The following is a 19,358-nucleotide window of genomic DNA, read 5'->3' on the forward strand; positions in this document are numbered from 1 at the left end:
AAACTAAGTAAATATCCGTTATCTGTTTGGAATCTGTTGGTTTATCCAGAAAAAACCTGAAGTGGGACCAGCAGACGGGAAGAAGCGACGGTGTTTCTTAAGGTTTCTAGCCCACCGCCCGTAATTCGGGCCAGGTATCGAATTGGCAGTTTGGCCTGCGGTTTTCGATTGGCGGCCTGAGATCACAAAAAAGGCGACCCGAAGGTCGCCTTTCGTGCATCCATCGAAATGGAAATCTTATTCCGCGGTGGCTTCTGCAGCCTTTGCTGCTTCTTCCGCTGCCTTGGCTTCGGCGGCTTCGGCTGCTGCCTTTTCGGCGGCGAGAGCCTGTGCTGCTGCTACCTTTTCAGCTTCCAGACGTGCCTTTTCTTCGGCAGCTGCCTGGCGCTCGGATTCGTTCAGCTTGCGGGCGCGCGTACCGGTGTTTTCAACGATACGGGCAGCCTTGCCGCGACGGTCGCGCAGGTAGTAGAGCTTCGCACGGCGAACCTTACCGCGGCGAACGATTTCAACGCCTTCGACCAGCGGGGAGTAGATCGGGAATACGCGCTCGACGCCTTCGCCGTAGGAGATTTTGCGAACGGTGAAGCTTTCGGAAAGGCCGCCGCCGGAACGGGCGATGCAAACGCCTTCGTAAGCCTGAACGCGGGTACGGTTACCTTCCGTCACGCGAACGTTGACGCGCAGCGTATCGCCCGGAGAAAACTCAGGCAGGGTACGCTTTGCTTCGATCTTGGCAGCCTGTTCGGCTTCCAGCTGCTGAATGATATTGGTCATGTTAACCTCTGATTTCTTCTGAAACAGCCAGAGCGCTCAACGGTTCGCCTGTCGGTCAATGCCTTCAGACCATGCCTTGCGGCAGGAGCGGGTTCGCCATTCTTTGCTTGCGGTTAAAGGGGCAAACCCCAATTCCACGCGGGCACATACACGAGGATGCGCCATTTGTCATCCCTTTCATGACAATTTTTTATCAATTATGCGCCGTGCTCCGGCAGTTGCGAAGCGGCTTGCTGCCGGATATGGCATGAGAACCTTGGGAGGGGCCATGTCAATTTTCATCGTTCTCATACTGTTTGCGACCGGTTTTCTGTCTGGTGTCGTTAATGCGATCGCCGGTGGCGGCACCTTCCTGACCTTCGGGGCGATGACGCTTGCCGGCCTGCCGCCCATCGTCGCCAACGCCACCTCGGCGATCGTGCAGTTTCCGGGCTATATCACTTCCGTTATCGCCTATGGGCCGGAAATCCGTACACATTGGCGCGAAGCGGTCTCGCTGTCTGTCGTCTCTGTCGTCGGTGGGCTCGCAGGGGCGCTGCTTCTGCTGTCGCTCGACAACCCCTCCTTCCGCCAGCTTGTACCCTGGCTGCTACTGGCCGCCACGGCGGTTTTTGCTGCGGGCCCGTGGCTAAGGCCGAGGGCGAGTGCGGAGCGCTCTCCCGGCAATCTGCCGAGCCTCGTCTTTCAGGGGCTCGCTTCCATCTATGGTGGCTTTTTTGGGGCCGGCATGGGCATTATGATGCTCGCCATTCTCGGGGTAACCTCGGGCGGCAGCTATCACCATCTGAACGCCCTGAAGAACCTGCTATCGGTGGTGATTGCCGTCATCGCCATTACGATCTTCGTCAGCGGCGGCGTCGTGTCCTGGTGGGCGGCGCTCATCATGTTCCCGGCGGCGGCACTTGGCGGTTATGTGGGCGTGCACACGGCAAGACGGGTGCCGCAATGGATCATCCGCTGGCTTGTCATTGCCGTCGGGCTGGTGCTGACGGCCTATTATTTCGTCTCGGCCTGAGTTTTTTTGAGCAGATCCGGCCGTCTTTCCTTCGTCAACGCCAGAGCCTGCTCGTGTCGCCACTTGTCGATGGCGGCGTGATTGCCTGAGGTGAGGATGGCGGGAATATCGCGGCCTTCCCAGAGCTGAGGGCGGGTATAATGCGGATGCTCCAGCAACCCGCCCTCGAAGCTTTCATGCACGCCCGAGAGATCGTTGCCCATGACGCCCGGCAGGATGCGGACGACAGCATCCAGAAGCGTCAGCGCTGCGGGTTCGCCGCCGGAGAGAATGTAGTCGCCGATCGATACTTCCTCCAGCCCGCGTGCCTCGATGACGCGCTGGTCCACGCCCTCGAAGCGGCCGCAGACGATGATCGCGCCTTCGCCGGCCGCCAGTTCGCGCACGCGGTTCTGGGACAGGGGTTTGCCGCGCGGGCTCATCAGCAGCCGTGGCCGCGTATCGCCATTGGAAACATGATCGATGGCCGCGGCCAATACGTCGGGCTTCAGCACCATGCCAGCGCCACCACCTGCCGGTGTATCATCGACGCTTCTGTGCCTGTCGGCGGCAAATTCGCGGATTTGTACGGCATCCAGCGACCATTGCCCTCGCTCCAGCGCCTTGCCTGCCAGCGAATATTGGAGATGTCCCGGAAACATTTCCGGGTAGAGCGTCAGAACGGTGGCCTTGAAGGTCATTGGATTTATTTCTTACCGAACGGCGGCATGCCGTTTTGGTCCTTGTCGTCAGGATTGTCGATAAGGCCGGCGGCCATCGGATCGATGAGAATGCGCCCGGCCTCCAGATCGATCTCGAGCACGGCGGCCTCGGAAAAAGGAATGAGGGCTGGCCGGCGACCCGCGCCTTTCAGTTCCAGCAGATCGCCTGCACCGAAATCATAGACGGCGCTGACGGCGCCATAACTTTTGCCCTCGGCATCGACGGCTTCCAACCCTTCGAGATCGGCATAATAAAACTCGTCATCGTCCAGTTCGTCATCCGGCAGATTGTCGCGTTCAATGAAGAGTTCCAGCCCGTTCAGGCTTTCGGCCGCATTGCGGTCGTTAATGCCACGGAAACGGACGACGACGACATTCTTGCCCTCGCGAACTTCCAGAATTTCAAAGACGCGGCCATCGGCGGTGACCAGATTGCCGTAGTCGCCCAACGCCATCGGGTCGTCGGTATAGGTGCTCACACGGACTTCGCCGCGAAGGCCTTGCGCGCCGCCGATTTTTGCCATGAGTATCGGGTTTTCCAGCTTTGCCATCGGGCCGTCCGTCTTCTGGTGTTGGTTGCGTCAGCTTTAAGGTTTGTTGACGCCAAAATAAACAAAAAACGGGTGGCATGGAAAACCACGCCACCCGTTCTTCAAAAGTTTCCGTGCAGATTATTCTGCAGCAGAGGCTTCCGCAGCAGCAGCGGCTGCATCTTCAGCCTTCTGCTTCTTTTCAGCAACGCGTTCCAGAGCGCGCTTGCCTGGCAGTGCCTTTTCCGGGTTGCTGCGAGCGGCGCGCTCGGCAAGGCCTGCCTCTGCGAGGAAGCGCAGAACGCGGTCGGTCGGCTGTGCGCCCTTGGCGATCCATTCCTTGATGAGGTCAGCCTTCAGCTCAACGCGCAGCGGGTTGTCCTTGGCAAGCATCGGGTTCCAGGAACCGACCTTCTCGAGGAAACGGCCGTCGCGGGGCGAACGGGCGTCAGCAACGACGATCTGGTAATACGGGCGCTTCTTGGAACCACCGCGTGCGAGACGAATTTTCAGTGCCATGTGATTTACTCCTTAAGATGGCTTGTCCGCCGGTCAGGCGGTCTTTTCATGACCGCCATGTTCGGCGGCTATTGCTTCATGATGCCGGATGACTTCCTTGATGACGAAGTTCAAGAACTTCTCGGCGAAATCCGGGTCCAGATTGGCGTCCTTCGCAAGACGGCGAAGGCGTTCGATCTGGTATTCCTCGCGCGCCGGGTCGGCCGGCGGCAAACTGTATGTTGCCTTCAACACGCCCACTGCCTTGGTGCAGCGGAAGCGTTCGGCAAGAATGTGAACCAGTGCGGCATCGATATTGTCGATCGACTGGCGGTATTCGGAAAGCTGGGCCTTAACCTCTACATCGTTCACCGGTGTGCCTCACTTCTTCTTCGGAAAACCGGGAAGCCCCGGCATGCCGCCGAGACCCGGAAGCTTTGCGCCGCCAAGACCTGGCAATCCACCCGGCAGACCGCCAAGACCGGGCATTGCCCCCGGCTTGCCGAGACCGGCCGCTTCAGCCTGTTTCTGAAGCGCTTCAAGCTGCTTCGGATCGATGTTCGACAGATCAGGCATGCCGCCGCCCATCATGCCACCGAGGCCCATCTTGCCGGCAATGCCGCCCATCATCTGTTTCATGATGCCGCCTTTGCCCTTGCCGCCCATGGCCTTCATCATGTCGGCCATGCCGCGATGCATCTTCAGGAGCTTGTTGATTTCGGCGGCATCCGTGCCGGAACCGGCGGCGATGCGCTTCTTGCGGCTGTGTTTCAGAATGTCCGGATTGGCGCGCTCGGCCTTGGTCATGGACGAGATGATAGCGATCTGGCGGTCGAACATCTTGTCGTTCATACCGGCTGACGCCATCTTGTCCTTCATGCCGGCCATGCCGGGCATCAGCCCCATGATACCGCCCATGCCGCCCATCTTCTTCATCTGACCAAGCTGGTCGGCCAGATCGTTGAGGTCGAACTTGCCCTTGGCCATCTTCTCGGCCATGGAGCGGGCTTTTTCCGCATCGATGTTTTCGGCGGCCTTTTCGACCAGCGAGACGATGTCGCCCATGCCGAGAATACGGTCGGCGATACGGCGTGGATGGAACTCGTCGAGTTCGTTCATGCGCTCGCCGATACCGATCAGCTTGATCGGCTTGCCGGTGACGGCGCGCATGGAGAGGGCCGCACCACCGCGCCCGTCGCCGTCCATACGGGTAAGCACGAGACCGGTGATGCCGACACGCTCATCGAAATTGCGTGCCAGATTGACGGCGTCCTGACCGGTCAGCGAATCCGCGACCAGCAGGATTTCATGCGGGTTGGACTTCTTCTTGATGTCGGCCATTTCCAGCATCAAGGGTTCGTCGATGTGCGTGCGGCCGGCGGTATCGAGAATGACGACGTCGTGGCCGCCGAGCTTGGCAGCCTGTACGGCACGCGCGGCGATATCGGTCGGCGACTGGCCGGCGATGACCGGCAGCGTATCGACGCCGGTCTGGACGCCAAGCTGGCGCAGCTGTTCCTGTGCGGCCGGACGACGCGTGTCGAGAGATGCCATCAGCACCTTCTTCTTGTCGCGGTCGGTCAGGCGCTTGGCGATTTTGCCGGTCGTGGTGGTTTTACCCGAGCCCTGCAGACCCACCATCATGATGACGACGGGGGCGGCCGCGTGCAGGTCGATCGAGACGCCTTCGGTGCCGAGCATTTCGACAAGCTCGTCATGCACGATCTTGACGACCATCTGGCCGGGCTTGATGGATTTCAGAACGGCTGCGCCGACAGCCTTTTCACGCACCTTGTCGGTGAAGGAACGCACCACTTCCAGCGCCACGTCCGCTTCCAGAAGCGCACGGCGAACCTCGCGCAGGGCGGCGGCAACATCGGCTTCCGTCAGCGCGCCACGGCCGGTCAGTCCATTCAGAATGGAACCAAGGCGGTCCTGGAGGTTTTCAAACATCGTTTCTTCCTTCTTCGTTCCGGGGTTTCCGAAACGTCGGTGCTTTCGCTGGCAAAAACAAGACGCAAAGCCAAAAAGCACCCGAGGGCGCGTCGCGCTGTCGGGTGTTGACCTCCGGGATCTCTTTATACCTTTTCGGGTCCCGGTCGGCGGCTTGGAGTCGTGAAACTGCCAGCTGATGGGCGGGATAAACAGGAAAGTGCGGGAAAAGTCAAGGCGGCGCCGGTTTCTGGCCGACAAAGCCCGCAAGTCATCTTTGCGTGATCGGCTGCAAGCCGCTATTGGCAGCGCTTGAACGGCGCCATTGCGCTTCCTATACCTTTGTCATGAAACGTCGAAACTTTTTTCGTTTTTCCGCACTTGGCCTGCTCGCTCTGGCGGGCGGCGGCCTTTATGCACGCCGTTCGAGCGCCAGCGCCTATTACAGCGGCCCGATCTCCGATCACTTCGACGGAGTGCGCTTTTTCAATCCCGGCGGGACACCGCCCGGCAATTTCATGGGCCTTTTGAAATGGCGCTTTAATGGCGAGCGCGCCACATGGCCGGAAAGCTATCCGAGCCCTTTTCCCTTCGCGAAACCGGAGACCCGGATCGAAGGCAGGGATATGCGTGTCACCTTCGTCGGCCATGCCTCCTTTCTCATACAGACGGCGGGGCTGAATATTCTCGTTGATCCGGTGTGGTCGCAGCGCACCAGCCCGTTCAGCTTTGCCGGCCCCAAGCGGGTTAATCCGCCCGGCATCCGTTTCGAAGACCTGCCGCCCATCGATCTGGTGCTGGTGACGCATAATCACTACGACCATCTGGATATGGAAACGCTGAAGCGCCTGCATGTGGCGCACAAGCCGCTTTTCATCACTCCGCTTGGCAATGACGCCGTCATCCGTACGGGCGTCGAGGCGGCGCGCATCAAGGTGGGGGACTGGGGCGATGTGGTGGAGACGGGTTCGGTGAAAATTCACTTCGAGCCCTGCCATCACTGGTCGGCGCGCGGTTTGAACGATCGGCGCATGGCTCTCTGGGCTGCCTTCGTCATCGAAACGCCCGGCGGCAAAATCTACCATATTGGCGATACCGGCTTCCACGAGGGTCTCAATTACGCTGCTGCTCGCAAGAAGCATGGTGAGTTCCGCCTCGCCAACCTGCCTTTCGGCGCCTACGAACCGCGCTGGTTCATGAAGGGCCAGCACCAGAACCCGGCAGAAGCCGTGGAGGGTATGAAGCTTTGTGGTGCGGCGCATGTCTGCGGCCACCATTGGGGTACGGTGCAGCTTACCGATGAGGCGGTGGATGCGCCGCTTGCGGCCCTCAAGGCAGCACTGACGGAGCAGGGGGTGGAGGAGAGCCGTTTTCGGCCGATGCGCCCGGGTGAGGTTTTCGACGTGCCTTCCGCCTGACGGCCGCCCCGTTTGCGCTGCAACAGTCTGGTAATTTGTCGACCTTTCCGCCATATAGGGCGAAAGCGCGGGAAAATCCCGCATGCAAACCGGTTTCAGGCAGTTTTTTAGGTTTAAGGCGATGGCGGACACGGTCGAATTTGCGAAGATGAACGGGCTTGGCAACAAGATCCTCGTTGTCGATATGCGCGGCCGCAAAGATATGGTCACGCCTGATGCCGCGATTGCCCTTAATACCGATCCTGCTACCCAGTTCGACCAGATCATGGCGATCCACGATCCGCGTGTCAGCGGCACGGATGCCTTCATCGATATCCTCAATTGCGATGGCACCAAGGCGCAGGCTTGCGGCAACGGTACGCGCTGCGTGGTGCAGGCGCTGTCTTCCGAAACCGGCAAGACCAGCTTCACCTTCCAGACGGTCGCTGGCATTCTGAACGCCGTCGAGCATGAAGACGGCATGATATCGGTTGATATGGGCCTGCCGCGTTTCCGCTGGAGCGACATTCCGCTGTCTGAAGAATTCCACGATACGAGCCGCATCGAATTGCAGATCGGGCCGATCGATGCGCCAATCCTGCATTCGCCTGCGGTCATGTCCATGGGCAACCCGCATGCGATTTTCTGGGTTGATCGCGATCCGATGACGTTTGATCTCGAACGTTTCGGGCCGCTTCTCGAAAATCATCCGATGTTTCCGGAAAAGGCCAATATCACGCTGGCGCAGGTGATTTCCGACAGCGCGCTTCGCACCCGCACCTGGGAGCGCGGCGCGGGGTTGACGCTTGCCTGCGGTTCCGCCGCCTGTTCGGCGGCCGTTTCCGCAGCTCGCACCGGCCGCACCGGCCGAAAGGTCACCATCGATGTTGCCTCCAGCCCCATCCGCGTGCCGCTGACGATTGACTGGCGTGAGGATAATCACGTCATCATGACCGGCCCGGCCGAATGGGAATGGTCGGGTTCCGTCGATCCCGTCACGGGCGTCTGGGCGCGGGATGCGGTCGAGCGGGGGGCTGTATGAGTGGCGTCGAGGTCATAACCTTCGGCTGCCGTCTCAACACCTATGAATCGGAAGTGATGCGGGCGGAGGCCGAAAAGGCGGGGCTCAACAATGCCGTGCTGGTCAATACCTGCGCCGTGACGGGCGAAGCTGTGCGGCAGGCGCGCCAGGCCATACGCCGCGCACGACGGGACAATCCGCATGCGCGTATCATCGTCACCGGCTGCGCCGCCCAGACCGAAAAGCAGACCTTTGCCGAAATGCCCGAGGTGGATGCGGTGCTGGGCAATGAGGAAAAGCTGAAAAGCGCTTCCTATCGTGCGCTGCCGGATTTTGGCGTCTCGGCGGAAGAAAAGCTGCGCGTCAACGATATCATGAGCATCAAGGCGACCGCGCCGCAAATGGTCAAGCACATAGACGGGCATGTGCGCGCCTTCATTCAGGTGCAGAACGGCTGCGATCATCGTTGTACCTTCTGCATCATTCCCTATGGGCGCGGCAATTCCCGCTCCGTGCCGATGGGTGCGGTGGTGGATCAGGCGCGCAGGCTGACGGAAAGCGGCTATTGCGAAATCGTGCTGACCGGGGTGGATGCCACGAGTTATGGTGCCGACCTGCCCGGCGAGCCGTCGCTCGGTTACCTTGCCAAGGCATTGCTGAAGCAGGTTCCTGACATCCTGCGCCTGCGGCTTTCTTCCATCGACAGTATCGAGGCCGACCATCATCTGATGGATCTGATTGCCGATGAGCCGCGTTTCATGCCGCATCTGCACCTGTCCCTTCAGCATGGCGACGACATGATCCTGAAACGCATGAAACGTCGTCATTTGCGGGCTGATGCCATTCGCTTCTGTCACGAGGTGCGATCGCTGAGGCCCGATATCGCCTTTGGTGCGGATATGATTGCCGGTTTCCCGACCGAGACGGAAGAGATGCTGGAAAACGCCGCGACGCTGGCGGAAGAATGCGGTATTTCCAGCCTGCATGTCTTCCCTTACAGCCCGCGTGCGGGCACGCCGGCGGCGCGCATGCCGCAGCTGGATCGGGCGCTGGTGAAGGAGCGGGCGGGACGGCTTCGGGCGCGCGGCGAGGCGCTGAGACAGGCGCATTTGCAAAACATGGTCGGTTCAGTGCAGACGATCCTCGTCGAAAACAACGGTTTTGCCCATACCGACAATTTCACGCTGGTGGCAGCGCCTGATCTTGCCCCGCGCACTCTTGCGCAGGTTGCGATTACCGGCCACAACGGCAAACATCTGAACATGAAGCTTCTGGCGGCGGATGCGGCCTGAGGCGACCAAAGAGAAAAGACACGGGAACAACCATGGCCCTCGGCTTCATCAAAAAAGTCTTTTCGTTCGGCAAGGACAAGGCCGAAACGGAAGAGCGGCCGCAAGACGAGGCTGCGCTTGGGCGCGGCAATGAAAATGCCTCCTTCGAAGCCGCGCTGAGCGACGCTGAAGCGCATGACCCTGTCGACAAGGACCCGGTTTCCGAATTGGAAATGGAGACGGCCGGGGGGCCGGTTGCCGACGAGGCCGTCGATGTTGCCCCGGCTGAAGACGATGAGGAAGAGGACGCGCCACTTCTGCCAGGCGCCGAGCTTTCCGGCGATATGGGTTTGGTGCCCTTATCCCTGCTGCAGGCGGAAGCCGCTGCCGAAGAGCAGCGGGAACCTGTGTCGAAACCCCTGGATGCCGGGCTCGATGCGGATGCTATGGATGCATTGCTCGATGAGGCGGAAGCCGCGAGTGCGGTCGAATCGTCTGCCATTCCTCCGGTCTTGCCCAAGGGCTTTTCATCGGCAAGCGAACGGCAGGAACCTGTTCCTGCCGCACCCCAGGTAAAATTGACCTGGTTTCAGCGCCTGCGGGCCGGTCTTGCCCGCACCTCGTCGCAGCTGACCATGCAGATTTCTGCACTCTTCACCAGACGCAAGCTGGATGAGGATACGCTCGACGAGCTGGAAGATCTTCTCATCCAGTCGGACCTCGGCGTCGAGACCGCCATGCGCATCACCGGCGCCCTGTCTTCGGAACGCTACGGCAAGGATGTCAGCGGCGAGGATGTGGCGCGCATCATGGCGGGCGAGATTACCAAGGTCCTGAAGCCTGTGGCCAAGCCGCTGGAACTCGATCTTTCGCACAAGCCGCATGTCATTCTCGTTGTCGGTGTGAATGGCACCGGCAAGACGACGACCATCGGCAAGCTTGCCGCCAAGCTTTCCGGCTCGGGCTTGAAGGTTATGCTTGCGGCTGGCGACACGTTTCGTGCGGCGGCAATCGAGCAGCTGAAAATCTGGGCGGACCGCACCGGCTCGGAATTCATCGGCACCAAGCTCGGTGCCGATGCCGCCGGTCTTGCTTATGACGCCTATGAACAGGCGCGGGCGCAGAAAAGCGATGTGCTCATCATCGATACAGCCGGCCGTCTGCAGAACAAGACGGAATTGATGGCGGAGCTGGAAAAGATCGTGCGCGTGCTCGGCAAGCTCGATCCGGATGCGCCGCATACCGTGCTCCAGACGCTGGATGCGACGACGGGGCAGAACGCCATGAACCAGGTGGAGATATTCCGCAATGTTGCGGGTGTTTCGGGCCTGATTATGACAAAATTGGATGGCACGGCGCGGGGCGGGATCCTCGTCGCCATTGCTGCCAAACATAAGCTGCCGGTCTATTTCATCGGTGTGGGTGAAGGTGTTGATGATCTGGAGCCCTTCGAGGCGGAAGATTTCGCCAAGGCCATTGCGGGAGTTTGAGTATGGATATTGAAAGCAATTCCAAGGAAAGCGAAAAGATGGTGGCGGAAATCAGCCCGCTCTTGAAGTTCGTGCTCGAGCTTGGTCCGCTCATGGTATTCTTTTTCGCCAATTCTCGCGGCGAATGGCTCGCTTCCACCTTTCCGGTGCTGACGGAATTCGGCGGTCCGATCTTCATCGCCACCGGCCTTTTCATGATTGCGACGGCCACCGCCTTGACCGTGTCCTGGATTTTGACGCGGAAGCTGCCGATCATGCCGCTGATATCGGGCATCGTGGTGTTCGTATTCGGCGCACTGACGCTGTGGTTGCAGAACGACACCTTCATCAAGATGAAGCCGACCATCGTCAATACGCTGTTCGGTGTCATTCTGCTGGGCGGCCTGTTCTTCGGCCAGTCGCTGCTGGGTTACGTTTTCAATTCGGCCTTCAGGTTGACGGATGAGGGCTGGCGCAAGCTGACGCTGCGCTGGGGCGTGTTTTTCCTGTTTCTCGCGGTGTTGAACGAGGTGGTGTGGCGCATGTTCACCACCGATACCTGGGTGGCCTTCAAGGTGTGGGGCACGATGCCGATCACCATCATTTTTACCATGGCGCAGATGCCGCTCGTCATGCGCCATTCTGTCGAACCTCTCGGCAAGGACGAAAAATGACAATTGCGGAGATGTCGGCTTCCCGTTCGCGTTCGCTTAGATGGTTCGGCGTGGCCGCCGGGCTGCTTCTCCTCCAGATCGTCATTCTCTATGCCATGGGCCGTATTCCCATCTGCGAATGCGGTTATGTGAAGCTGTTCGAGCCCGGTGTGAACACGCCGGGCAATTCCCAGCATCTTGCCGACTGGTATACGCCTTCGCATATCATTCACGGCTTCCTGTTCTACTGGTTCGCCTGGCTGCTGTTCCGCAACAAACCGCTTTCCTTGCGTCTTTCTTTCGCGGTTCTGATCGAGGCGGCGTGGGAGCTTCTCGAAAACTCGCCTATCATCATCGATCGTTATCGCACGGCGACCATGGCACTGGGGTACACCGGCGACAGCATCCTGAATTCGGCGATGGACACAGTTTTCATGGCGCTGGGTTTCCTCTTTGCCGCCCGCGTACCGGTATGGCTGACGGTCGTGATCGCCATCTTCTTCGAAATCTTCACCGGCTGGCTTATCCGCGATAATCTGACGCTGAATGTGGTGATGCTGGTCTGGCCCGTCGAAGCGATCAAGGAATGGCAGAACGCGCTCCCGCAAATGTGAACGGGTTCGCCGAGATTTTGGCCGGAAAGGCCCAGAAACCACGCGTTATATGCAGGCTTTCTTAAGGGCATTACGGTAACGTCAGGCTTCAAAGGCCCGTTTCTCCCTGGCAGATTCCGTTGCAAGATAATTTCGCCTATCTTCTCCCCTTCATCATGCTGACCTTCGGCGTGGTGTTCCTGTTCCTGCAGAGGATCGGCCACGCTTCGGCGCGCTATTGGGGCATCGGTTATCTCTCGGCGGCTCTTGGTTTTGCCACGCCTTTGGTGCTTGGCAGCCTGCCTTTCGAAGTCCAGGCGATCCTTTCGAACCTGCTGTTCTTCTCCGCCTTCTTCTTTTTTGGCCACGCGCTGCTCACCCATTTTGAGCGGCCGCTTTATACCAAGGCACGGCTGTCGATTGTGGCGGTGGCGATATTGCTGGTCGCCTTCCATGTTTTCGTCACGCCGGATCTGAAACGCGAACTCGTCATCGGCGATCTCGTCTGTGCCCTTTTGCTTACTATCCCGGTCTGGATCGTGCGGAAGCGGCCGGTGGCGCTTGCCGACAGGCTGATGGTGGGAATTGCCTGTCTTGTGGTGCTGGAAACGCTGGTGCGCATAGGCATGCTGCTGGTGATGACGCCGGGTGGCTCGATGATCGAGCTCAGCGAATTTTTCGAATCCGACTATGCCTTCTACATGCAGCTTGCCGCGAGCATCTTCGGCTTCCTGCTCGCCCTTTCCGTGCTGGCGAGCCAGATTTCCGTAACTGTCGACCGGCATCTGCATGCGGCGGAGCACGATCCACTGACGGATGTGCTGAACCGCCGTGGTTTCGACCGGCGCGTTCCCGATTTTCGCAACGATACGCCTGACGGTGCGATCATCGCCTGTGACATAGACCATTTCAAGCGCATCAACGACGTCTACGGTCATGCGGCCGGCGATATCGTGCTCATCGGCCTTTCCGATCTCCTCAGGCGAAACGCGCCCGAGGATGCGCTGGTGGCGCGTTTCGGTGGCGAGGAATTCGTGGTCTTCCTGCCCGGGCAGACGGCTGCTGCGGCCGGCCAGCTTGCCAATGGCTTGCGCACGGGTCTTTCGTCTCTCGATTGGCGCAACCGCGGCGTTACCAGCCAGATCACCGCAAGTTTCGGTGTCTCGGCCGTCGCGAGGGGAGATCATTCCATCCACGACGCTATCAAGCGGGCCGATGACAGCCTTTATGCCGCAAAGCGCGGTGGTCGCGATCAGGTCGTGCTGGAAGGCATACGTTTGCCTGCGGAAGGGCCTGCGCTCAGGGTCGTTACCAAGGCGTGACGCCCTTCTGGCGCGGCGGCTACTGTCCTGTCGCCGCCGCAATGGCTGGCAGCAGGTCTCGCTCTATGCTGCGGGCATCGAAGGGCCCGACCTTTTTATAAAGGATAGTGCCATCAGCACCGACGAGATAACTTTCGGGAATGCCATAAACGCCCCAGTCAATTGCTGCCTTGCCGTTCGGATCGATGCCTATCGCGGCAAATGGATTACCGAGTTCGCCGAGGAAGCGCAGCGCATTGTCCGATTTGTCCTTGTAATTGATGCCGACGACGGTGATGCGGCTGTCCTTTGACAATTCCTGAAGCAGCGGGTGCTCCTGCCGGCAGGGAATGCACCAGGAAGCGAAGACATTGATCAGCGTCAGCTTGCCCTTGATAGCGGCGTCGGTGAGCGCCGGCAGGTTGGAACCCTCCAGTGGCGGCAGCGACAAGGCGGGGGCCTTGGTACCGATGAGTGCTGAAGGGATAGCGCTGATATCCAGCCCGTTCACGTCCTGATCGTAGAGCATTTTGCCGGCAATGAAGGCAAAACCGCCAAACAGCAGAAGCGGCAGCAGTGCCAGCGCATAACGGGCACGGCCTGTTGTTTTGGGCTTGGTGTCGTGGTCGGCCTGCGTCATTGCGCATCACCTGCGGAAGCGGCTCTCGCCCTGCGGCGAACGCCGGATGCTTCGAGTTCCTTCAGTTCCCGTTTACGTGCCTGACCGTCCATGACGACCCAGGCGATGAGACAGAGAACGACAAGGCCGGTCGCCGCGTAGGACATGCCGATATAAAAAGCGTGTGTCATCACCTCAGCCCTCCCGGTTGGCCATGCGCGCGGCAAGCCGCCGCTGCGCGGCCACGCGCCGGCGCCAGATTTCATTGCGCATGGCGGCGATGTGCAAGGTGAAGAACAGCAGCGTGAAACCGATCGCCATGGTCAGAAGCGGCCAGAGAAACTCCGCATCGATGGCGGAACCGCCCATGCGGATGACGCTTGCCGGCTGGTGGAGCGTGTTCCACCATTCGACCGAAAACTTGATGATCGGAATATTCACGAAACCGACGAGGATCAGCACGGCGCTGACGCGGGCTGCTCTCGACGGGTCATCCATGGCGCGGTTGAGCGCTATCAGCCCGAGATACATCAGGAAAAGCACAAAAACGGAGGTGAGCCGTGCATCCCACACCCACCAGGTTCCCCACATGGGCTTGCCCCAGAGCGAGCCGGTGATGAGCGCAATCAGCGTGAAGGCAGCACCGATGGGGGCTGCGGCCTTGTGGCTGACATCCGCCAGCGGATGACGCCAGACGAGCGTGCCGATGGCAGAGACCGCCATGACCGAATAACACATCATCGCCAGCCAGGCGGAGGGCACATGCACATACATGATGCGCACGGTGTAACCCTGCTGGTAGTCACCGTCAGTGGTGAAGGAGAGATAAAGACCAGCGGCCAGCACCAGCGCCGTGAGCCCGGCGAGCCAGGGCAGAATGCGCGCCGCCAGGGCCAGAAACCGGGTGGGGTTGGCGAGATCGCTGAATTTGGTGATGGTGAAGGTCTGCTCGTTCATGCCGTTTGTGTAACCCGAGAATGGCCGCCCCGCAATTGATCCCTGTCAATCGGGGATCATCCATCACGGTTTCGTCAATCCATAACATTGCGCAGCGCCAAAGCGGCGAAGAAAGGGCCGGTCACGGCTGAAAATAACGTGATCGCGCCGAGAATGAGAAATGGCGGCATGAAGGGCGCCGGGTCCTGCACCGCCGCATAGGAAGCGCTGACGCCGAAGATCAGCACCGGAATGGCGAGCGGCAGGACGAGGATGGAAACCAGAAGGCCACCACGCGGCAGGGCAACGGCAACCGCCGCGCCCACCGCGCCGATGAAGGTGATGGCCGGTGAGCCGACAAGAAGCGTGAGCATCACGGCACCGATCGCCACCTCGTCCATGTTCATGAACAGGCCGAGCAATGGTGATGCCAGCACCAGCGGCAGGCCTGTCGTGACCCAATGCGCCAGGCATTTGACGAAGACGGTCAGCACCAGCGGGGTTTCCTGCATCAGGATGAGATCGAGGGAGCCGTCATCCCGTTCGGCCTGAAACAGCCGGTCGAGGCCGAGAAGGGCGGACAGAAGCGCACCGATCCAGACGATGGCCGGGCCGATGCGGGCGAGCAGATTGAGATCGGGGCCGACACCGAAGGGGATGACGGCAACCACGGTCATGAAGAATAGCACGCCGATTAGCGCGCCACCGCCGGCGCGGATCGAGAGTTTGATGTCGCGGAGGAAGAGGGCGGTCATTGGGGTTGCTCCGCGTTCGGGGCTTTACCCCCCTCTGCCCTGCCGGGCATCTCCCCCTCAAGGGGGGAGATCGGCAAGATGCCCTTCCACCACTCCATTCTCGAGCGTTGAGATTGTCGAGGCCTAGCCGCGAGTCGATCTCCCCCCTTGAGGGGGAGATGCCCGGTAGGGCAGAGGGGGGTAAGCCGCGAGCACATCGCCGTCATGCCCAAGCCTCCACACCCGCAAACCCCGTCATCTGCAATTCCTGCGCTTTCTCCAGTCCCAAAGGCTGATGGGTCGCAGCCAGGACGATGCCGCCTTTTCCGAGGTGGCTTTTCACGAGATCGGTAAACATGGCGTCCGCAGCCCTGTCGAGCGCCGCCGTTGGCTCGTCAAGAATCCACACCGGCCGCGAGGCGACCAGGAGTTTCGCCATGGCAAAACGTCGCTGCTGGCCGGCCGAGAGATAACCAAATGGCAGGTGTATGATGCCGGCGAGACCAACGATCTCCGCTGCCTCATCGATCGCCACGCCCGTGCTGCCGGGGAAATCGCCGAGGAAGTCCTTCCAGAAGCGCAGATTTTCCGCAACGGTCAGTTCGGTTTTCATCGCATTGCGATGGCCAAGATAATGGCATGCCTCCGACGGCCGCATCTCGGCGTCTATTCCTTCGCCGGCTATCTTCACCCGCCCCTTTTCGGGACGCAGCAGGCCGGCCACCGTGCGCAGGAGCGTGGATTTTCCCGAGCCGTTGCGTCCGGTCAGCACCCGCGCCTCTCCGTCGCTTAACTTGAAGGAAATGTTCATGAATATGAAATCTTCGCCGCGTCGCACGCCAAGATTTTCCGCCGTCAAATCCATGCTGCGGTTCCGTTTAAGATTTCGTCGTTTCGATAAAAAAATCGATTAGCTTCGTGGAATGGTCTGGCACGTTTCTCCGAAATTATCTATATGGGTGTCAACCACGCCAGCGGCCGGCGTGAACATCATCTTGCGCCGGACTTGACGATTGCGAGGAGCAATTTTCACGTGCGGACAGCGGAAATGGTCGTACCCGCATCCTGATGTGCATGAGTGCATAGGTGTCCGCACGAACGTGTTGGCTATCAGTGTAAGCGGGGTTTTAATCCATGCCCAAATCACTCGACAGTTTTCAATGTCGTTCCGTCCTTACCGTTGATGGTAAGGACTATGTCTATTTCAGCCTTCCCAAGGCTGAAGCCAATGGCCTGAAGGGCGTTTCCAAGCTGCCCTATTCCATGAAGGTTCTTCTGGAAAACCTGCTGCGTTTCGAGGATGGCCAGTCTGTTACCAAGGAGCACATTCTGGCGGTTTCCGAATGGCTTGGTAACAAGGGCCTGACCGAAACCGAAATCGCCTACCGCCCCGCCCGCGTTCTGATGCAGGACTTTACCGGCGTTCCCGCCGTGGTCGACCTTGCCGCCATGCGTGACGGTATCAAAGCTCTTGGGGGCGATCCGGAAAAGATCAATCCGCTCGTCCCCGTCGATCTGGTCATCGACCACTCTGTTATCGTTGATGAATTCGGTACGCCTAACGCTTTTGCGCGCAACGTGGAACTTGAATATGAGCGCAACGGCGAGCGTTACCGCTTCCTGAAGTGGGGCCAGCAGGCGTTCAAGAACTTCCGCGTGGTTCCGCCCGGCACGGGCATCTGTCACCAGGTCAATCTCGAATATCTCGGCCAAACCGTGTGGACGAAAGAAGAGGAAGGCGAGACGATCGCTTATCCGGATACCTGCGTCGGCACCGACAGCCACACGACCATGATCAATGGCCTCGGCGTTCTCGGCTGGGGTGTTGGTGGTATCGAGGCTGAAGCAGCCATGCTCGGCCAGCCCGTCTCCATGCTTCTGCCCGAGGTCATCGGCTTCAAGCTGACCGGCAAGGTGAAGGAAGGCGTCACCGCGACCGACCTCGTGCTGACCGTCGTTCAGATGTTGCGCAAGAAGGGCGTGGTTTCGAAATTTGTCGAATTCTTCGGTCCCGGCCTTGATTCGATGTCTCTCGCCGACCGTGCGACCATTGGCAATATGGGCCCGGAATATGGCGCGACCTGCGGCTTCTTCCCGGTTGACGGCGAAACCATCAATTACCTGACGATGTCCGGCCGCGCCAAGGACCGTATCGCGCTCGTCGAGGCCTATTCGAAGGCACAGGACATGTGGCGCACCGGCGATGGTTCCGACCTGGTCTTCACCGACACGCTGGAACTCGATCTTGGTGACGTCGTGCCTTCCATGGCTGGCCCAAAGCGTCCGGAAGGCCGCCTGCCGCTTGAAACCATCGCGCCGAATTTCGCGACGGCGCTTGAAAATGACTACAAGAAGCCGGCCCAGCTTTCGAGCCGCTATGCCGTTGAAGGCGAAGCTTTCGATCTCGGCCACGGCGATGTGGCAATTGCCGCCATCACCTCCTGCACCAACACCTCCAACCCTTCGGTTCTCATCGCCGCCGGCCTTCTCGCCCGCAATGCGGTCGCCAAGGGGCTGAAGTCCAAGCCATGGGTGAAAACCTCGCTTGCCCCGGGATCACAGGTGGTCGCCGAATATCTCGACAAGTCAGGTCTGCAGAAGGATCTCGATGCGATCGGTTTCAACCTCGTCGGTTTTGGCTGCACCACCTGCATCGGCAATTCCGGTCCGTTGCCGCCTGCGATCTCCAAGACGATCAATGACAAGGGCCTGATCACCGCTGGCGTTCTCTCTGGCAACCGCAACTTCGAAGGCCGCATTTCGCCGGACGTTCAGGCGAACTATCTGGCCTCGCCGCCGCTCGTCGTGGCCTACGCCCTTGCCGGCACGGTCCAGAAGGACCTGACGAAGGAGCCGATCGGCGACGACCAGAACGGCAATCCTGTCTATCTCAAGGATATCTGGCCGACCTCCAAGGAAATCCAGGAATTCATCCTGAAATACGTCACCCGCGAGCTTTATGAAACGAAGTATGCCGACGTGTTCAAGGGCGATGCGAACTGGCAGGCCGTTCAGGTTCCGCCGGGCCAGACCTATGCCTGGGACGACCAATCGACCTACGTTCAGAACCCGCCTTATTTCGTCGGCATGGGCAAAAAAGGCACCGGTCTCAAGAACATCAAGGGCGCACGCGTCCTCGGTCTCTTCGGCGACAAGATCACCACCGACCATATTTCTCCGGCCGGTTCGATCAAGGCTGCATCGCCTGCCGGCGCCTATCTGACGGAGCATGGTGTTGCCGTGGCCGACTTCAACCAGTACGGCACGCGGCGTGGCAACCATGAAGTGATGATGCGCGGCACCTTCGCCAATATCCGCATCCGCAACCACATGCTCGGCCCGAACGGCAAGGAAGGTGGCTACACCATCCATTATCCGTCCAAGGAAGAGATGTCGATCTACGACGCTGCCATGAAATACAAGGCGGAGGGCGTCCCGCTCGTCATCTTTGCCGGTGTCGAATATGGTAACGGCTCGTCCCGCGACTGGGCGGCGAAGGGCACGAACCTGCTCGGCGTCAAGGCTGTCATCGCGCAATCCTTCGAGCGTATCCACCGCTCCAACCTCGTCGGCATGGGTGTCGTTCCCTTCGTCTTCGAAGAAGGCACGACCTGGGCGAGCCTTGATCTCAAGGGTGACGAAGTCGTCGAGATCGATGGTCTCGAAGGCGAAATCAAGCCGCGTGAAAAGAAGATCGCCAAGATCACCTATAGCGACGGTTCGGTGAAGGAAGTGCCGCTTCTCTGCCGCATCGATACGCTGGACGAGGTGATCTACATGAACAATGGCGGCATTCTGCAGACCGTTCTTCGCGATTTGGCCGCCTAAAACTTCAACAATCGAGGGCGCCGGGAGAAATCCCGGCGCCTTTCCATTTCCTGGTCTCTTTTTTTGTGATTGTCGCTCACCCC

At 59.7% G+C, this 19,358-nt stretch carries 20 protein-coding genes; 9 read left to right on the forward strand and 11 right to left on the reverse strand.

Translation table 11 applies throughout. The annotated features are described in order from the left end of the window. Positions 1-237 precede the first annotated feature (237 nt). Positions 238-777 (reverse strand): 50S ribosomal protein L19, encoded by a 540-nt coding sequence (rplS, locus tag O8B93_RS04315; RefSeq protein ID WP_006310880.1) that lies wholly within the window; start codon positions 775-777, stop codon positions 238-240. A gap of 268 nt (positions 778-1,045) precedes the next feature. Between rplS and O8B93_RS04320 the strand changes: the two genes are divergently transcribed. After that, the gene (locus O8B93_RS04320) at positions 1,046-1,792 is read left to right on the forward strand and encodes a sulfite exporter TauE/SafE family protein (protein ID WP_269708536.1); all 747 of its coding nucleotides are present in this window, start codon (positions 1,046-1,048) and stop codon (positions 1,790-1,792) included. Here the strand turns inward: O8B93_RS04320 and trmD are convergent. From trmD to ffh, 5 genes are all read right to left on the reverse strand, one after another. Continuing rightward, positions 1,774-2,472 carry a tRNA (guanosine(37)-N1)-methyltransferase TrmD gene (trmD, locus tag O8B93_RS04325; protein ID WP_269708537.1) on the reverse strand — a complete coding sequence of 233 codons (699 nt, stop codon included), beginning with the start codon at positions 2,470-2,472 and terminating at the stop codon, positions 1,774-1,776. The genes O8B93_RS04320 and trmD overlap by 19 nt on opposite strands. Positions 2,473-2,477: 5 nt before the next feature. Next, entirely contained in the window at positions 2,478-3,044 is a 567-nt protein-coding gene (rimM, locus tag O8B93_RS04330; RefSeq protein WP_121690746.1) for a ribosome maturation factor RimM, read from the reverse strand. Positions 3,045-3,164: 120 nt separating this feature from the next. Further along, on the reverse strand, positions 3,165-3,542 hold the full coding sequence (gene rpsP / locus O8B93_RS04335) for a 30S ribosomal protein S16 (RefSeq protein ID WP_006310876.1): 378 nt from the start codon (positions 3,540-3,542) through the stop codon (positions 3,165-3,167). Between the two features lie 33 nt (positions 3,543-3,575). Next, on the reverse strand, positions 3,576-3,893 hold the full coding sequence (locus O8B93_RS04340; RefSeq protein WP_269708538.1) for a chorismate mutase: 318 nt from the start codon (positions 3,891-3,893) through the stop codon (positions 3,576-3,578). A 9-nt stretch (positions 3,894-3,902) separates the two neighbouring features. Further along, complete coding sequence (gene ffh, locus O8B93_RS04345) at positions 3,903-5,474, reverse strand: signal recognition particle protein (protein ID WP_269708539.1); 1,572 nt, start codon at positions 5,472-5,474, stop codon at positions 3,903-3,905. A 326-nt stretch (positions 5,475-5,800) separates the two neighbouring features. Between ffh and O8B93_RS04350 the strand changes: the two genes are divergently transcribed. The 7 genes from O8B93_RS04350 to O8B93_RS04380 all read left to right on the forward strand — a co-directional run bounded on the left by O8B93_RS04350 (position 5,801) and on the right by O8B93_RS04380 (position 13,179). Further along, positions 5,801-6,871, forward strand: a complete 1,071-nt coding sequence (locus tag O8B93_RS04350; protein ID WP_269708540.1) for an MBL fold metallo-hydrolase — start codon at positions 5,801-5,803, stop codon at positions 6,869-6,871. A 121-nt stretch (positions 6,872-6,992) separates the two neighbouring features. Next, positions 6,993-7,892, forward strand: coding sequence for a diaminopimelate epimerase (gene dapF / locus O8B93_RS04355; protein WP_269708541.1), 900 nt, complete (start codon positions 6,993-6,995; stop codon positions 7,890-7,892). After that, positions 7,889-9,163, forward strand: a complete 1,275-nt coding sequence (gene mtaB / locus O8B93_RS04360; RefSeq protein WP_269708542.1) for a tRNA (N(6)-L-threonylcarbamoyladenosine(37)-C(2))-methylthiotransferase MtaB — start codon at positions 7,889-7,891, stop codon at positions 9,161-9,163. Before dapF ends, mtaB begins: the two co-directional genes overlap by 4 nt. Positions 9,164-9,195: 32 nt before the next feature. Further along, the gene (ftsY, locus tag O8B93_RS04365; RefSeq protein ID WP_269708543.1) at positions 9,196-10,632 is read left to right on the forward strand and encodes a signal recognition particle-docking protein FtsY; all 1,437 of its coding nucleotides are present in this window, start codon (positions 9,196-9,198) and stop codon (positions 10,630-10,632) included. 2 nt (positions 10,633-10,634) lie between these two features. Continuing rightward, positions 10,635-11,285 carry a septation protein A gene (locus O8B93_RS04370; RefSeq protein ID WP_269708544.1) on the forward strand — a complete coding sequence of 217 codons (651 nt, stop codon included), beginning with the start codon at positions 10,635-10,637 and terminating at the stop codon, positions 11,283-11,285. Then, entirely contained in the window at positions 11,282-11,878 is a 597-nt protein-coding gene (locus tag O8B93_RS04375) for a DUF2585 domain-containing protein (RefSeq protein WP_269708545.1), read from the forward strand. The genes O8B93_RS04370 and O8B93_RS04375 overlap by 4 nt, the downstream gene beginning before the upstream one ends. A gap of 119 nt (positions 11,879-11,997) precedes the next feature. Next, positions 11,998-13,179, forward strand: coding sequence for a GGDEF domain-containing protein (locus O8B93_RS04380; protein WP_269708546.1), 1,182 nt, complete (start codon positions 11,998-12,000; stop codon positions 13,177-13,179). Between the two features lie 19 nt (positions 13,180-13,198). Here O8B93_RS04380 and O8B93_RS04385 read toward each other — a convergent pair whose 3' ends face one another. The 5 genes from O8B93_RS04385 to ccmA form a co-directional block, all read right to left on the reverse strand. After that, a complete protein-coding gene (locus O8B93_RS04385) occupies positions 13,199-13,798 on the reverse strand; it encodes a DsbE family thiol:disulfide interchange protein (protein ID WP_269708547.1) in 600 nt (199 codons plus the stop codon). After that, positions 13,795-13,968, reverse strand: coding sequence for a heme exporter protein CcmD (ccmD, locus tag O8B93_RS04390; RefSeq protein WP_269708548.1), 174 nt, complete (start codon positions 13,966-13,968; stop codon positions 13,795-13,797). Before ccmD ends, O8B93_RS04385 begins: the two co-directional genes overlap by 4 nt. Positions 13,969-13,972: 4 nt before the next feature. Further along, entirely contained in the window at positions 13,973-14,734 is a 762-nt protein-coding gene (locus tag O8B93_RS04395; RefSeq protein WP_269708549.1) for a heme ABC transporter permease, read from the reverse strand. A 74-nt stretch (positions 14,735-14,808) separates the two neighbouring features. Next, positions 14,809-15,468, reverse strand: coding sequence for a heme exporter protein CcmB (gene ccmB / locus O8B93_RS04400; RefSeq protein ID WP_173987904.1), 660 nt, complete (start codon positions 15,466-15,468; stop codon positions 14,809-14,811). Between the two features lie 202 nt (positions 15,469-15,670). Continuing rightward, entirely contained in the window at positions 15,671-16,312 is a 642-nt protein-coding gene (gene ccmA / locus O8B93_RS04405; protein ID WP_269708550.1) for a heme ABC exporter ATP-binding protein CcmA, read from the reverse strand. Between the two features lie 269 nt (positions 16,313-16,581). Here ccmA and acnA point away from each other — a divergent pair, with 269 nt between their 5' ends. After that, positions 16,582-19,275 carry an aconitate hydratase AcnA gene (gene acnA / locus O8B93_RS04410; RefSeq protein WP_269708551.1) on the forward strand — a complete coding sequence of 898 codons (2,694 nt, stop codon included), beginning with the start codon at positions 16,582-16,584 and terminating at the stop codon, positions 19,273-19,275. Positions 19,276-19,358 lie beyond the last annotated feature (83 nt).

The sequence above is a fragment of the Martinezella rhizogenes genome (assembly GCF_027460065.1).
Taxonomy (GTDB): domain Bacteria; phylum Pseudomonadota; class Alphaproteobacteria; order Rhizobiales; family Rhizobiaceae; genus Agrobacterium; species Agrobacterium rhizogenes_C.

Excerpts from the sequence above, each read along its gene's own strand:
- rplS (WP_006310880.1), bottom strand. The coding sequence starts at position 777 with ATGACCAATATCATTCAGCAGCTGGAAGCCGAACAGGCTGCCAAGATC.
- O8B93_RS04320 (WP_269708536.1), top strand. The coding sequence starts at position 1,046 with ATGTCAATTTTCATCGTTCTCATACTGTTTGCGACCGGTTTTCTGTCT.
- trmD (WP_269708537.1), bottom strand. The coding sequence starts at position 2,472 with ATGACCTTCAAGGCCACCGTTCTGACGCTCTACCCGGAAATGTTTCCG.
- rimM (WP_121690746.1), bottom strand. The coding sequence starts at position 3,044 with ATGGCAAAGCTGGAAAACCCGATACTCATGGCAAAAATCGGCGGCGCG.
- rpsP (WP_006310876.1), bottom strand. The coding sequence starts at position 3,542 with ATGGCACTGAAAATTCGTCTCGCACGCGGTGGTTCCAAGAAGCGCCCG.
- ffh (WP_269708539.1), bottom strand. The coding sequence starts at position 5,474 with ATGTTTGAAAACCTCCAGGACCGCCTTGGTTCCATTCTGAATGGACTG.
- O8B93_RS04350 (WP_269708540.1), top strand. The coding sequence starts at position 5,801 with ATGAAACGTCGAAACTTTTTTCGTTTTTCCGCACTTGGCCTGCTCGCT.
- dapF (WP_269708541.1), top strand. The coding sequence starts at position 6,993 with ATGGCGGACACGGTCGAATTTGCGAAGATGAACGGGCTTGGCAACAAG.
- mtaB (WP_269708542.1), top strand. The coding sequence starts at position 7,889 with ATGAGTGGCGTCGAGGTCATAACCTTCGGCTGCCGTCTCAACACCTAT.
- ftsY (WP_269708543.1), top strand. The coding sequence starts at position 9,196 with ATGGCCCTCGGCTTCATCAAAAAAGTCTTTTCGTTCGGCAAGGACAAG.
- O8B93_RS04370 (WP_269708544.1), top strand. The coding sequence starts at position 10,635 with ATGGATATTGAAAGCAATTCCAAGGAAAGCGAAAAGATGGTGGCGGAA.
- O8B93_RS04375 (WP_269708545.1), top strand. The coding sequence starts at position 11,282 with ATGACAATTGCGGAGATGTCGGCTTCCCGTTCGCGTTCGCTTAGATGG.
- O8B93_RS04385 (WP_269708547.1), bottom strand. The coding sequence starts at position 13,798 with ATGACGCAGGCCGACCACGACACCAAGCCCAAAACAACAGGCCGTGCC.
- ccmD (WP_269708548.1), bottom strand. The coding sequence starts at position 13,968 with ATGACACACGCTTTTTATATCGGCATGTCCTACGCGGCGACCGGCCTT.
- O8B93_RS04395 (WP_269708549.1), bottom strand. The coding sequence starts at position 14,734 with ATGAACGAGCAGACCTTCACCATCACCAAATTCAGCGATCTCGCCAAC.
- ccmB (WP_173987904.1), bottom strand. The coding sequence starts at position 15,468 with ATGACCGCCCTCTTCCTCCGCGACATCAAACTCTCGATCCGCGCCGGC.
- ccmA (WP_269708550.1), bottom strand. The coding sequence starts at position 16,312 with ATGGATTTGACGGCGGAAAATCTTGGCGTGCGACGCGGCGAAGATTTC.
- acnA (WP_269708551.1), top strand. The coding sequence starts at position 16,582 with ATGCCCAAATCACTCGACAGTTTTCAATGTCGTTCCGTCCTTACCGTT.